Raw genomic sequence first — 13944 nt, 5'->3', positions numbered from 1 at the left:
TAGGCTTCACAAAAACCCGCTTCCCGCATGATCCTTGAAGGCGTTCGCCCTCCTGACGTAGCCGAGTACCGTCCTCGGATCGCGGTGCCCCGACACCTCCATGATACGCGCGAGGTCGGCCCCACGCTCGGCCGCCGTCGTTACGAACCCAGCGCGCAGGGAATGCCCACCGAACGCTGCCGGATCGAACCCGGCCGCCCCGGCATACCGCTTCACGATGTCCCCGATGCTGCGATCCGTCAGGGCCTCGCCCCGGATGCGGCCCGAGCGAGAGATCGGCCTGAACACCGGCCCGTCCGTGATGCCAGCAGCCGAGAGCCAGTCCCGCAGCAGCGCCACCGGCCGAACGTGCCGACCGTGCGGGATCGCCTTCTCGGTCCCCCTGCCCTCCTGATCGGTCTTCGATCGCCGGATCAGTACGCGCAGGCCATCGGCGTGGTCGGTCAGGTCAGAGACCAGCAGCGCGGCCAGCTCGGATCGCCGGAAGGCACCCGCGAACCCGAGACCGAGCAAGGCCCGATCACGCTTGCCGGCGAGCCCAGACGGAGCGTGTGAGAGCATGGCTGCCAGCACCTCAGCCGTCGCAGCCGTCTTCTGCCGGATATCCATATCTGGCCGACGCCGGATGCCCTTAATGACCGCATGCACCGTCTCATGCGCGCCGGGGTCGGGGAGGCCGGCGAGCTTGTGCGCGTAGGCGATGGCTGCGAGCCGCCGGCCGATCGTGGATGATGCCCGCCCGGCTGCCGCCTCGTGTAAGAGGAACGCCGCCACCGTTTCGGGCGAAGCCGGCAACGACGAGACCCCATGGCCCATGCACCAAGCCGTGAACACCGCCGCGTCCGACTTGTAGGCGCGGATCGTGGCGCTGGCCTTCGAGGCGCGCTGATAGTCCCGCACCAGGGCGAGGGCGTCGGCCGGAAGGTTGCCCCCGGCGAGGGGCAGAACCGCGACGGCTTGCATCGGGGGTTCAGAACTCGGCATCGCATCCCTTCCCGGACCCGAGGGCCGCCGCGATCATGTCACCGAGGACGCCGTCCGCCCAATCGTTCGGAAGACCCATGTAGTGCCCCGGCCGGCGGATCATGCCGCAGAGAAACAAGCCGCCCTCGAATTCCATCGTTTGGCACGCACCCTCGACCGGATGACCGGGGATATGTTCGAGCGCCACGCCGCAGGCCTGCGTCGCGCAGCAGTAGCCACAACCGTTGCACGGCGAGCCATAGGCCGGCTTCACCGGAAGGCGCTCGCCGTTGGTCCCATCTATCAGAACGATCGCCGCCATTGAGACCGCCTACCGCCTTAAACTTCCGAGAATGACGTTTATCGAAAGTTATAGTGGATGCAGGCTTGCTGCAAGGCCCACTAGCCTGATTGTTGGCCTGCCCACAGGTGGGCCGGGTGAGTGATCGCCTCAGACTGCGACAGGCGGGAAGAGCCACGCACCAAGAAGGTCGCCGTACCCCCAGAGCAGCGTTCCGGCAATCAGGAGGGCCGGACCGTAGACCTGGATGTGTCGCGCATCGATGGCGGCTTGGCGATTGGCCTCGACTTCTTCCGACGACGGAACGTAGCCCCCCACCGCCCAACACTTGGGAAGCCTCAAACCACCCACGATACCCAAGCTGCAGAACGGGGCGCGCGACTAAGACGCCTGTCAGGATGGCCCAGAGCGCGCCACACCGCGCGAGGTCAGCCCCACTTCGTGACAGGTAGGCCCAGAACAGATGGACGACCGCAAGCGCCCCAGCCGCGCCAAGAACCATGTGTCGGCTGCACAGGACACGGCGTAGCAGGGGCGCGCACATCATCAGGCGATCCGCGACAAGCCGTGTTTCTCGAACAGAAGGTTGATGCCTTCCAACAAGAGATCCTGTTGCTGAGCGTCCGTGTCGGCCGCGAGGCGCTTCAGTTGCCGGAAAGCCTCTGGCGAGACGTAGGCCGTAACAACGCGCTTGCCCTCGCGGGTCGATGCCTTCGGGTACCGGGTTGCGGTAGCGGCCTCTTGCGGCAGAGCTGTGGCGGGCCGGGCCTCAGCCGCGGCCTCGGGGATGATCGCGCTCGGCTTTGCCCCGAATAGACTTGGCCGCTTCGTCATCCTTGCCCCCCAGCCTTCACGCCGTCACGCCCGCTCGCGGACAAGCCAACCTGTTTGCATGCCCACGTAAACAGGGCCGTCACTTCCTCGGCAGCTTTGCCGTCCGGCTCATACTCGGAGGCTGAGCGTCCGTCGATTACGGCATAGGAGTAGGCGACCCGCTGATGGATCACCTGCGGAGCCACCGGCGAGCCGTCCGCTTCTAGGCCGCGCCGCGCTTCCTCTACGATCGCGCTGCGGATCGGCGCCGACGACAGCACGACCCAAGCCGGCTTCTTGGCGATGGTCGCGAGATCCCGTGTTGCCTCGATCGCTTCGAGGTCGAACGCAGCCGGCCGGCATGGGATCAGAATAAGGTCAGCCGCCCGGGCCGCAGCGAGAGAGGCCCGGTCCGCGTTCGGGGCCGTATCGATCACCAGGAGGTCGGCACCGTTTGCACGGGCGGCTTCCACGAGCTGCGGCAACCGCTCGGCATGGTCGCCGATAACTTCGGGTTCGGACGCCTCGCGCTTATCGCCCCACTTCCGGGCCGTAGCCTGTGGGTCCAGATCGACCAGCGCCGTGCGGTAGCCGGCGAGCGTGCCAGCAACGGCAAGGTGGACGGCAACGGTGGATTTTCCAACGCCGCCCTTCTGGCTGATGATCGCGATTGTCCGCACGCCCGCTTCCCTACCTGTCCTCGTGCCCGCCTGCCCACAAGCCCGCGAGTCGCACGCTTAGTCGTTTCAGCACAGCGGGAACCTACCTGTCGCGGATAAAGATTGACGGCTTGCCCACAGGCCCACTTGCCAGCTAAACTATTTGCCTGCATGTTAGGCAAACAGGCCGCAGCGTGGCGGGTCTATGCAAGCCGGCTGCGCTCTAATGATAGAGCCGCCCGGCAAATGCCCTGCCAACGTAGCCCGTACCGCAGCGGCATCCTCGCGTTCCGGTTCGCCGCTCAGCGCGGCAATTTCGGCATGGCAGGCGAGCCAGCGGCGGGTGAAGTGCAGCAGGCGCCTGTCGCCGGCCGCGGTACGGATCGATCCGATTAGGGACCTGCCGGAGCAGCCTCGCCATTGGTCGGCTTCACGGGGCGCGTTGCTGGAGCGGCCGGCTTCCCCTTCGGAGGCTCCACACGCTTCTGCTCGCTTACCTGCGCAGTGGGCGGCGTTGGAGCAGGGGAGGGCGCGGTCGGCGTTGACGAACCGACGTTGACCGCGATCCCGAACACTCGCCACCGACCATCCACCGGTGCGAACAACAGCTCGAAGTTCACCTGGCTTGGCACTGAGGGAAAGAACCCCGCCATGCGCATCAGCCCGTTCGACTCGATCTGCGGCAGCAGGGTGAGTTGTGGGTCGAGAACCGCCACACCGGACAGGTCGAGCTTCTGAGCGCGCTGGCTGGCGAAGATTTCTCCGAGACGCGCGGCCGTGTTGGCATCCCGGAACCCAGGCGCCGAGAGGTCACGCAGCACCGTGTAGTTGCCGGTCTCGTTCGCCTCATGGAGCGCAAGCAGGGTGGACCGGATCAGGATGAGCACTCCATTCCGGTCGATCTGCGCGGGTTGAGGTGCAGCCTGCTGCTGAGCCTGTGTCGATGGCCTCGGTTGAGCGCCTACCGGCGCTGTGCTGGCAGCAACGACGAAGGCGACCAGGGAGACTGCGCCGGCCAACTTGGTGCCGGCGCCGGAGCGATTTTTCATACTAGAACTCGAAGCCACCACCGCCGGACACGACGTGCTCACGCCCGCTTCCGTTGGAGTAGCTTCCGAACACCACGACAGGCAATGCGGTGTCCAGACGATGGGCAACCGTAAACCCACCACCATACTCGCCGCGGTAGCTCGACGCCTTGAAGCTCATCGTGGTCCTGCCGGGCGCTGAGGGCATCAGGACCGGGGCCGTAGCTGCAACAGCAGCGATCCCTCGACGCGACTCGATCCGGCTTTGGTAGGCATAGCGGCCCAAGTTGCTTAGCCCTGCCTCAAGGTTTCCGACCCGGCCATCAAGAGCGGCGATGTTGTTCGGTCCGATACCGGAGGCAGCGAGATTGCCGGCTGCGTCCGTAGTCACAAACCCGGTCCCACCCGTCTGAGCCGCAAGGCTCTGCGCCGAGGTCACGCCAGCCAAGGTGTAGGTCTGCCCGGCCGTGCCAACCGCAACCTGATTGGCGCGGGTCGTCGCTACACCGGTACCGACCGCCACGCTATTGGCCTGCTGCGCCGAGGCGCCGACACCAACCGCGACCGACCCGGCCCCGGTAGCGTTGGAGCCGAAGCCCACCGCCGTTGCGCTATTGCCGACAGCCGTGGCCGAACGACCGAGCGCCGTGCTGTTCGTGCCAGAGGCCGTTGCAAAGGCGCCGAAGGCCGACGCCTCGTTACCCGTTGCTGCAGCATTGAAGCCGACTGCCGTCGTGGGATCGGCGGTCGCGACGGCTCCTGCACCGATCGCGGTGGCGCCGGCCATGGTCGCCTGAGCGCCGGTGCCGATAGCTGTGGTGCTCCCGCCGGAAGCGACAGAGCCGAACCCACCGGCGACGGCATTCGCACCACTGGCCTGGGGGGCCGCGAAACCGTCCGTATTGTTGGCACGGAACGGGCCGGCCTGTCCGGTCTGGAGGGCGGTGATGTTGCCGGTGTTGGTGGCAGTCTGCCCCTGCAACACGCCAATGGCCGCGCTGTTGCCAGCCACTTGCTGGTTCGTGGCGAACAGCTGCGAGCCGTTGATGGCATCACTCGACGTAGCGCCAAGGTTTCCGGCAGCCACCCCCGTGATCTGGCGGTTGCCTGCGGTACCGGCCACGCTTACGAGCGTCCCAGCGGTAGCTGCACCAACCGTAATCGGAGAGGTTGGTGTCGCCTGCTGCACGAGACCAGTGGAGCCGTTCTGCAGAGCAGTGATCTGCTGGTTGGTCGTGAAAAGCTGCCCCCCATTCACTGCCTCGGTCGAGCCTGCTGCGACAGCGCCCGCAGCAACGTTACCCAGTGTCACGGGAGCGCCAGTGCCGACGAGGTTTAGCGCGTTCGAGGGCGTGCCTGGCGTGGCATACTGAACAGGGCCCGCTGCGCCATTGGCAAGCGCCTGCTGACCGGCCACCACGTTGGTGAAGGTCTGGCCCGACCCGTTCAACTGGTAGTTAGGTCCGGTGATGCTGGTCGTCGCCGGATTGTAGGTCGCACCACCGCCGATGGCCGCCGCGGTAGTCGTACCGAGGTTGTTGACGCCGTTGACTGCCTGCTGGCCAGCCGCCTGCAGCTGCCCAAGATTGACTGCGTCCGTGGCGGCCGTGCCGTCAGCAACGTTTACGATCCGCCGTTCAGCACCCGCTGCCCCAACAGCGACGGTGTTGGCCTGGTTAGCGATTGAGCCCTGGCCGAGGGCGACGGCACCTGCAGCGGTCGCCTGCGCGCCCTGGCCGATCGCCGTCGCCGTGTCGTTGGTCGCGGCACTGCCGAACCCGACGGCCGTCGCGTTGGCTCCCGTCGCGTTGGCCGTCCCTCCCAAGGCCGTTGCCTGGGCGCCGACGGCGTTTGCGCTGAGACCGAAGGCAGACGCACCGGCCCCGTTGGCGATGGAGCGACGGCCGAAGGCGGAGGCGCTCTCACCCGTGGCGGTCGCTCCGCTACCAAAAGCCGATGCTCCGAAGCCGTTGGCAGACGACGTGTTACCGAAGGCGGAGGCGACGGCCCCGGTTGCGTTGGCGTTGTAGCCATTAGCGGTCGCCTGGACGCCATTAGCCAAGCTGGTGTAGCCGGTGGCGGTCGCGTTATCGCCGGTAGCTGTAGCGTTTCGTCCGAAGGCGGAGGCGTTCTGGCCAGTTGCAGCGCTACTGAGGCCTACCGCAGTCGCCTGTCCTCCTGCCGCGTTGGCACCATAGCCATAAGCCGAAGCGAACGCGCCGTTGGCGATGCTGGTCGCTCCCACGGCAGTTGCCTGATCGCCTGCAGCATTGGCTTGGAAGCCGTTGGCGGTAGCGAACTCGCCCGTCGCTCGCGTGCCTTGCCCGTAGGCGGCGGCTGCAAACCCGGTGGCATTCGCACCAAAGCCGGTGGAGGTCGCGTTGGTGCCGTTGGCGACACTGTTGTAACCAATCGCCGTGGCGTTGGCACCGGTGGCGGCGGCGCTTCGTCCGAGGGCGGAGGCATTATCGCCAGTGGCGGCACTGTTGAGACCGACTGCAGTTGCCTGACCACCGGCGGCGTTGGCACCATAGCCGTAGGCCGACGCAAAAGCTCCGTTGGCAATGCTTGCGGCCCCGGTGGCGGTGGCTTGGTCACCGGTGGCGTTGGCCGTGTTGCCAAGTGCGGTTGCTAGCGCACCGTTAGCTACCGCCCCGAAACCGCCAGCTACAGCGTCTGCACCCGTAGCACTCGGCGCGGCCCGATTGTTCGCATTGTTAGCCCGGAACGGACCGGCTGTGCCGTCCTGCAAAGCGGTGATGTTGTTGCTGTTGGTGGTGACGTTGGTGTTGGTGTTGGTGAGCTGGCCGAAGGTGGCTGCATCGGTCGCTGCAGTCCCATCCGCAACGTTGACGATGCGGCGTTGGGCGGCGGTCGTGCCGACCGAAACAGTGTTAGCAGTATCAGCAACCGAGCCCTGACCAAGGGCGACAGCGTCCGCAGCAGTCGCAGTAGCGCCTTGGCCAACCGCTGTTGCATTAGCGGCGTTGGCCTGAGTAAAACTGCCAACCGCTGTTGCATTAGCGGCGTTGGCTCGAGCTAAAGTACCTACCGCTGTGGCATTGGCTTGACCGGCAGCTGCGCTGCCTGCTTGAGCTGCAGTTCCAACCGCAGTGGTGTAGTTGTTTGTAAAACTATTTCTAGGCGGACTACTCGGTGTAGTGATAGGAGCTCCGCCGGCTAAAGCGTTAGTACCGATAGCAACACTTCCATAACCTGTAGCGGCGTTTACGGCACCAAAAGCTGAAGAGCCAAAGCCAATTGCTGTAGATTGTCTCCCGACGGCTGTTGAGTCAGTTCCAGTCGCCGCCGCACCAGATCCGCAGGCAACGCTACCGCCGGAAGCAGTAGCACCACCGGTCCCCCCGCCATTTGCTGCGCATATGAATTGCGCAAAGGCTGGGCTTGGTGCAGCAACGCTCCCCAGCCCTGCTACCGCAGCCAGCGCCAAGGGTGCGACCAGCGAGGTGACACCACCACCCACCCCTAGCGCGCCAATGCGACCGCCTCGTCCCATGCCGAGGCAGCGGCAAGCCAGCCGCAGGGAGGCTATCAGTTGGCGACGTTGTCCATTGCCGAGGCTCGCGACCACAAGGCCGGCGTAAGTAGTGTTGGAGCTGGTGCGGCTCCGGCGCGGCTTCGCCTTCGTCTGCTCACTCATGGCGCCCTCTCTCACACCGCGCGCTGTTCAAGGCAGCAGCTGCGGACAGGGGTACGTCCTTCCTATAAAGTCGCTCATACCGAAATAGCGACTCCGTTATTGAGCGCTAAGTCCATCTCGCTGAGACTTTTTAGTCACATAAATTGCTTATGCCCATGGATGATTAAAATGAGGTTGTTTAGCTTAAATTTGGTCTATTATTTCCCACCCATCATATAAAATAAACAACGATTAGGCCTCGGCCTGCTACGTGCGAAGTATTGATTTGAATTAGCGAATGCCTCCCGCTACCATGTCGAGCAAAGCTACGCCAGCAACGGTGAGGATGTTGCCCCGACCACCCCAGGGCAGTGCCGCAAATGGGATCATTGCCGGCTCGGCCACCACAACCGGCAACACGGTCTCCGGCACCTCGGCCTCGCGGTCCCAGTCGTTCCCGCGCAGCCACACGACCTGACTGCCGTGATGGTTCTCGGGCGCAGCGGGCGAGGGTTCCGCGTCTCCGCTGTCCTCAGCATCCGCGTCGCCGTCCATGCGGTCAAGGATCGCGAGCAGGTTGTCGGCGGTGTCCAGGGCGGTCTGTGCCGCTTCCTCGATCATGCGCCGGGTCTCGGTCGGCGAGGGTGCCGGCGGGACAAGAGGCGCCACGGCGGGCGGGCGGAATGCAATAACGTTGTCCATCGGTCTCAGGCCCTCGTTTCGTTGGAACCGGCCAGCGGCGCCAAGCTCCCCGCCCGCACAGCATCTTGAAACTGACGCACGATCCTATCATGGCGGTGCGGCCGCCCTCGCTACCGTGCCGTCAGCGCGGTTTCGCTGGTCCGGCCGATCCCCACCCGTGGGCCTGGATTGCCTTGGTCAGCTTGCCCTGCATCTCAGGCGTCACCGACTGCATCCACTGCTGCGTTCCTACGAGCTGCGCTTGTGCGAGTTGGGGCTGGGCAGCGACCAGGCGCTTGCCGGTCGGGGTGGCGTAGAACGCAGCGATAACCTGCAGGTCGTCCTTGCCGAGGGCCGCAGCGAAGCCGCGTGCCTGGATGTCCAGCAGCTCGTCGAAGTGTGCCGTGAGGGTGGGCAGCACCACCTCCTGGACCAAGGCCTGGGCCTGATCCTGCTGCTTGACCCCGATCTGCTGCATCATGCCGACCATGGGTGCTGCCATCGCGTTCAGCAGCGCGGTACGATCCCCCTGCATCTGCGCGACGACCTCGCGTGCCGCCTTCAGGGTCGCAGGATCAGGCGTGACAGCCGGGGTGGCCGGCTTGGCTGCTGACTGCGGCATTGCCACGGTCGGGACGGAAACGGCGAGGCAATAAGCGATAAGGGCTAAGCGGCGCATTGGCTGATCCGATCGCGATTAGGGACGACGCAGCCCTGCGGCCGGACGCCTGCTCTCGTACCATGCTCGATGTCGGCTGCATCAACCGTCAACGACGCCAGTGACGATCCACTCCGCAACGTTGACTTAACGGTGTCACCCAGCCGACATGCCATGTCCGGCTATGCGCGCCCCGTGGCGAGTCGTGAGCCGGTTGGAACAAGGGATCAAGGCCGCGAGAAAGACCTAAGCCCAAAACGCCAACGGCCCCACCCCGGCAAGGGTGAGGCCGTCGAAATCGAGTGAGGTCCGGGGACCGCAGAGCTGCCCCCCAGACATCATAGCTCCCGCCGGGAGTCAATTGGGATCGCTTCCCGAAACGATGGCGCTTTGCCTTTTGCCGGGGACGGTTCACGCCGAGCCCCCCTGCTTTGACGCGGCCCGAGCAGGGCTGTGAGTGATGTTTCACGCAACTATGGCCGCCGCGATCGACGGCGCGCGGACGCTTGCGCAGATGGACGAGCTATCGCGCCAGGTGTGGCAGGGGCACGGGTCAGGCGCCTTGGGCGACGCGGAGGCCCAGGCGCTTGCCGAACGCCTTCCACGGGCGTCGCAGCGCGATCCGAGAGAGTATCCGGCCCGTTGGCATCCCCGCCGGCCGTGCGAGTCTGTTCCCACCTCGGCGGGCGGCCGTCTCGCCCGATCGATCAGCCTCGCGAGACCGTCGCCGACTGCTGGCCTGTTCTGGCCCGATGCCGCCGGCCCTCGCCAGCAGGTTCACGACCGGGCAACTCGCGGTGCTGCGCATCGTCGGCGACGAGGTCGCGGGCAAGGGCGTGTGCGGACTCTGTATCGACGCCATCGCAGCGCGTGCCGGTGTGTGCCGACGGTTGGCCCAGGCTGCGATCCGCCTCGCCGAGGGCGACGGCCTGCTGACGATCCAGGAGCGGCGCCACCAGGGAAGGAAGTCCGATCCGAACCTGCTGCGCATCATCAGCCGAGAATGGCAGGCGTGGATGCGACGAGGACGCCGGCTCTCGGCCGAGGGGGGTGGGTGCAAACTGATGCACCCCACGGATAAGAGGGTGTTAGATACGGGGAAAACAGAACCAGCGGCACCGGCAAAGAAGCTGCCGGAACGGCAGGGTCGCTCTCACCCAAATGGCTTGCGAGGAGCCAAGCGGGTGCCGGAGCCGGTCAGAGCCATGCGGCGATGACATGTAGCCGGGCGGTATGACGAACGATGACGATATTCTCACCAGCACAGGGTTGCTACCCTGCTTCGCGCCATCGGTCGGTGGACTGGCCGACGCGATCCGTACCGCGCGCAACGCCGAGGCTTACCTGCTGACGATCAGGGCGAACGCGGCGAAGGGCGAGCCGGGCTTGTCCGATGCCTCGGATGCGCTTCGGTCAACCGTGCATGCCGTTGGGGACATAGACGCTCATACATCAGTATGTCCGGCGACGTCTTAACCGAGCACATACTTTATCAAATTTCCGAACCGAAAAACCTTACTTCTGATAGAGGAGAAAGGATCACACCCGTTAGAGCAGCCGATATCTTTTACAACCTATACTCTTCATACCTCGCCCGTTCAAATTTAAGGTTGTGACCCACCGGTAGGCTATCAATGAATGTGATGCAAAAGCAATTTAAGCAGAGCCCCTAACAGATTAGAAAAATAATTAGTGCTTAATTAAGGATGTCATTGTATGGTTTAATAATCATCAATATGTAGATATCGTTAAGGACAGTCATGCCGCTCTTGCGGAAGATCGCCCCGGTTCTGGCTGCAGGTTTATTTCTCGCCAGCATCAACGCCCAATCTCAAGACTATAGCGATCAAAAACAAAGCTATAAACGGCCTGATCTCATTCCATTTCCAGACGAGGCGCCCTATTCACCGCAACTGGCCACTCTCGGGAAAATGTTATTTTTCGATCCCCGTTTAAGCGGAAAGCAGAACCTTAGCTGTGCGAGCTGCCACAATCCATCTTTTGGCTTTGAAGTCCCAGTTGCAGGCGCGATCGGTGCAACCAATAAACCTTTGCCGAGAAAGGCTCCAACTGTACTGAACGCAGCTTGGATATCACCATTGTTTTGGGATGGGCGTGCGCCTAACCTGGAACTCCAGGCCATGGGCCCAATTACTGCGGAAGGAGAAATGGATGGCAAGTTTCCGCAGATTATCGGGCGCCTGAAGGGTATTCCAGAATACAATACGTCGTTTAAAAAATTATTCCCGATGGATGGTGTCACGCAAGACAACATCCTCACGGCGATTGCGACCTACGAACGCTCGATCGTGGCCGGATCCGCACCGTTTGACCGCTGGATTGAGGGAGACGATGCAGCGATTTCGCCTGCTGCGCGACGCGGCTTTGCTTTGTTCAACGGCAAGGCTGGATGCGCAGGATGCCATACGGGCTGGAACTTCACGGACAATCAGTTCCACGACATTGGCATTCCGACCAAGGATGTCGGTCGGGCAGCATTCACGCCCGACGATCCACTCGCGCAGTACGCCTTCAAGACGCCGGGCCTACGCAATCTGACCTACCGCGCTCCATTCGGCCATGCTGGCCAGTTTGCCGACCTCGATGCGATCATCACCTTCTACGAAAGTGGTGGCATTCCACGGCCATCCAAGTCGCCGCTGATGAAGCCATTAAGCCTTAGCGCCGGGGAGCACTCGGATCTGATCGCCTTTTTGCGCACCTTAACAGCCGAGCAGACGCAGACCGCCCTGCCGAACCTGCCAAATTGACGCCGACGACGGGACCTCGCACGATGTCGATCCGCTATAAGATCCTTCTTCCCCTACTCGCCTTCATGCTCCTGACAGCTCTGCTATCAGGTGTGACCGGTCTCGTCGGCCTTGGAGCGGTGACCGATCTTGCAACACTCACTGAGCGCACGAGTGAGGCGAACGAAGTCAGCCGGGCGGCCCGAGATGATTTTCGCCAAGCGGAAGAACTACTGGCACGCGTGACCGCGATGACCGACCTTATCGATATGGCCCCCATCAACGCTCAGTTCACTGCAGCGAGTGACGAGTTGATGGGTTTGCTCGGACGTTTGAAGAACACCGCATTGTCCGACCGGATGCAGACGTTATCGCGAAGCACGGATACGGACGCACGTCAGTGGCGCGCTGATGCAGAGATCCTGCTCGGCATCCGACCAGCGCGAGAGATCCCCACTCAGGAGCGATTGATACGGCAAGGCCGCGGCCTACAAAAGCGCTTCGATGAGATTGTTGCACTCGCAGCAGAGGATGCCCGCACTCAGATCGTATCGACCCGTGAAGCGACAGCCTCGAAGATCTGGATGATGCTCGGGCTTGCGAGCGCTGTAGTACTCCTCGGTTCGGCGACCGCGTGGTGGCTCGCAGGGGGCCTGGCGAAGCCGCTGGTTCGTCTTACTACTGATACCAGCCGCCTAGCACAGGGCGATACCAGCGTCAGGCTCTTGGGTGCCAACCGCAGCGACGAAATCGGTGACATCGCCCGGGCTGTTGTGGCGGTTCGTGATATGTCGCTGGCCGAAGCTGCCAAGCAACTCGCGACGACCGAGGCCGGTCGCCTGCGCGAGGAGCAGGCACGACGAGCACTGCTGCGTGATCTCGCTGATCAGTTTGAACGCTCTGTCGGCGCAATCGTCGAACATGTCGGGCAAGCGGTCGGCAGCCTGCAAGCCTCATCCAACACGATGTCGGCAGCTGTCGATGGCACCGCTCATCGCTCGGCCACCGCGGCTGGAGCCGCGCGGCAAACCAGCGACAACGTCCACGCCGTGGCGGCGGCGGCGGAAGAGATCGGCGTGACGGTCGGGGAAATTGGTCGGCAGGTTGAACAGGCGACTGCGATGTCGGCGTCCGCTGTGCAAGCGGTCTCCCGAACTGAGCGGACCATGGTCGATCTCGCTGCGGCCGCAACGCGCATTGGTGACGTAACGGGCATTGTTTCAAGCATCGCTGGACAGACGAACCTCTTGGCGCTCAACGCTACGATTGAGGCGGCACGCGCTGGGCAGGCTGGTCGCGGGTTTGCCATCGTTGCCGCCGAGGTGAAGGACCTAGCGACCCAGACCGCCCGAGCGACTGAAGAGATCGGCCGACAGATTACAGCAATCCAAGCAGCCACGGATGGGGCGGCGGAGGCAATTCGGGACATCGTCGGGCAAATTCATGCAATGAACGGCGTAACGATGAGTATCGCTGCCGGCATTGAGGAGCAGGGTGCCACGACGCAAGAGATTATGCGGAGCATGGTCCATGCCTCGGCGGGTACGGACCAAGTAACCGTGAACATTTCTGAGGTCGCGCGTTCGGCAGAAAGCGCGGGTAATGCCGCACAATCGGTTGCAGTCGCCGCTGACACGCTGGCCGGACAGTCCCATTCCTTACGTGCAGAGATGCGGCAGTTCCTTGCTAATGTGCGCGCGGCATGATTTCTAGGATCGGCTTCAAAAAAATCTGGACAATTTGATCCTTACAGGAGCGGCGAACATCGCGGGCGTTGAGGTCGTATTGGACACTTCCCTAGGGATCCCCAGCCCAATCAAACTGGCCGCTAGGTCAAACAGCGCCTCAGGAGTCCATCTCCTGGGGCGCTCGTCGTTTGAACGGGTTTTCTTTTTGGTCGTTCGGAAGAACCTTGTATGCACTGGGACGGCAAAGCCTAGCGACACTTCTACCGACACATCCCCATCATGCTTGTTGTCGGCACGAGCGTTTAAAGCCGGCGATATGGATGCGAGCCAGTTCCCTGCACCATGCCGGTAAAGCCTCGGGCCGGGTGATCGTGTAAAGGTCGATGCGGCGGGGAACAGGAACCGTCGGCGTCGGCTTATGGCCTGCTTTAAGGCCTACCACATGCGCGCGCTGCTTCTCCTCGCTGCCCTGGCCATTCCAGGTTTTGCCCGCGCCGAGGAGGCGCCTCTTGCCGTTCCGATCGTCATCCCAGGAGAGATCGGCAAGGACGCTTGTCCAACGCAAGGGCGCGTAGCGGGTCTGACCGATCAGGCTGATGGAACTATCTCTGTCCGAAATGGGCCCGGTGAAAACGAGCCCTTCAAGGAGATCGACCGCCTTCGCGAGGCCGAGCCCGTCCTAGTTTGCGAACGTCTCGGAGGATGGTCCGGCATTGTCTACGGCTCTGATCTGCTTGGCTGCCGTACCACCGCCGTTCTCCCG

At 63.3% G+C, this 13944-nt stretch carries 12 protein-coding genes; 4 read left to right on the top strand and 8 right to left on the bottom strand.

All coding sequences use genetic code 11. From position 1 onward, the window contains the following. Positions 1–6: 6 nt before the first annotated feature. The 8 genes from MKK60_RS00370 to MKK60_RS00325 form a co-directional block, all read right to left on the bottom strand. On the bottom strand, positions 7–963 hold the full coding sequence (locus MKK60_RS00370) for a site-specific integrase (protein WP_409567342.1): 957 nt from the start codon (positions 961–963) through the stop codon (positions 7–9). Between the two features lie 7 nt (positions 964–970). Next, the gene (locus MKK60_RS00365) at positions 971–1285 is read right to left on the bottom strand and encodes a hypothetical protein (RefSeq protein WP_243983443.1); all 315 of its coding nucleotides are present in this window, start codon (positions 1283–1285) and stop codon (positions 971–973) included. Between the two features lie 525 nt (positions 1286–1810). Further along, complete coding sequence (locus tag MKK60_RS00360) at positions 1811–2098, bottom strand: ribbon-helix-helix domain-containing protein (RefSeq protein ID WP_243983442.1); 288 nt, start codon at positions 2096–2098, stop codon at positions 1811–1813. Beyond that, entirely contained in the window at positions 2095–2757 is a 663-nt protein-coding gene (parA, locus tag MKK60_RS00355) for a ParA family partition ATPase (RefSeq protein WP_243983441.1), read from the bottom strand. The genes MKK60_RS00360 and parA overlap by 4 nt, the downstream gene beginning before the upstream one ends. Before the next feature lie 371 nt (positions 2758–3128). Further along, positions 3129–3785 carry a hypothetical protein gene (locus MKK60_RS00350; RefSeq protein WP_243983440.1) on the bottom strand — a complete coding sequence of 219 codons (657 nt, stop codon included), beginning with the start codon at positions 3783–3785 and terminating at the stop codon, positions 3129–3131. 1 nt (position 3786) lies between these two features. Beyond that, positions 3787–7281, bottom strand: a complete 3495-nt coding sequence (locus tag MKK60_RS28365) for a hypothetical protein (protein WP_279603914.1) — start codon at positions 7279–7281, stop codon at positions 3787–3789. Positions 7282–7695: 414 nt separating this feature from the next. Further along, positions 7696–8025: a hypothetical protein gene (locus MKK60_RS00330; RefSeq protein WP_243983439.1), complete on the bottom strand. Its 330-nt coding sequence runs from the start codon at positions 8023–8025 to the stop codon at positions 7696–7698. 202 nt (positions 8026–8227) lie between these two features. Further along, on the bottom strand, positions 8228–8764 hold the full coding sequence (locus MKK60_RS00325; RefSeq protein WP_243983438.1) for a DUF2059 domain-containing protein: 537 nt from the start codon (positions 8762–8764) through the stop codon (positions 8228–8230). Positions 8765–9495: 731 nt separating this feature from the next. On the opposite strand from MKK60_RS00325, the gene MKK60_RS00320 reads away from it, so the two are divergent. The 4 genes from MKK60_RS00320 to MKK60_RS00305 all read left to right on the top strand — a co-directional run. Next, positions 9496–9960: a hypothetical protein gene (locus MKK60_RS00320; RefSeq protein WP_243983437.1), complete on the top strand. Its 465-nt coding sequence runs from the start codon at positions 9496–9498 to the stop codon at positions 9958–9960. Between the two features lie 543 nt (positions 9961–10503). Then, positions 10504–11514, top strand: a complete 1011-nt coding sequence (locus MKK60_RS00315) for a cytochrome-c peroxidase (RefSeq protein WP_243983436.1) — start codon at positions 10504–10506, stop codon at positions 11512–11514. Between the two features lie 23 nt (positions 11515–11537). After that, positions 11538–13199, top strand: coding sequence for a methyl-accepting chemotaxis protein (locus MKK60_RS00310; RefSeq protein WP_243983435.1), 1662 nt, complete (start codon positions 11538–11540; stop codon positions 13197–13199). Positions 13200–13623: 424 nt separating this feature from the next. Further along, the coding region (locus MKK60_RS00305; RefSeq protein WP_243983434.1) for a hypothetical protein at positions 13624–13944 on the top strand (321 nt) is incomplete at its 3' end.

The sequence above is a fragment of the Methylobacterium sp. J-092 genome, assembly GCF_022829325.1.
In the GTDB taxonomy this organism is placed as follows: domain Bacteria; phylum Pseudomonadota; class Alphaproteobacteria; order Rhizobiales; family Beijerinckiaceae; genus Methylobacterium.
This window is presented reverse-complemented; position numbering and strand designations above follow the sequence as displayed.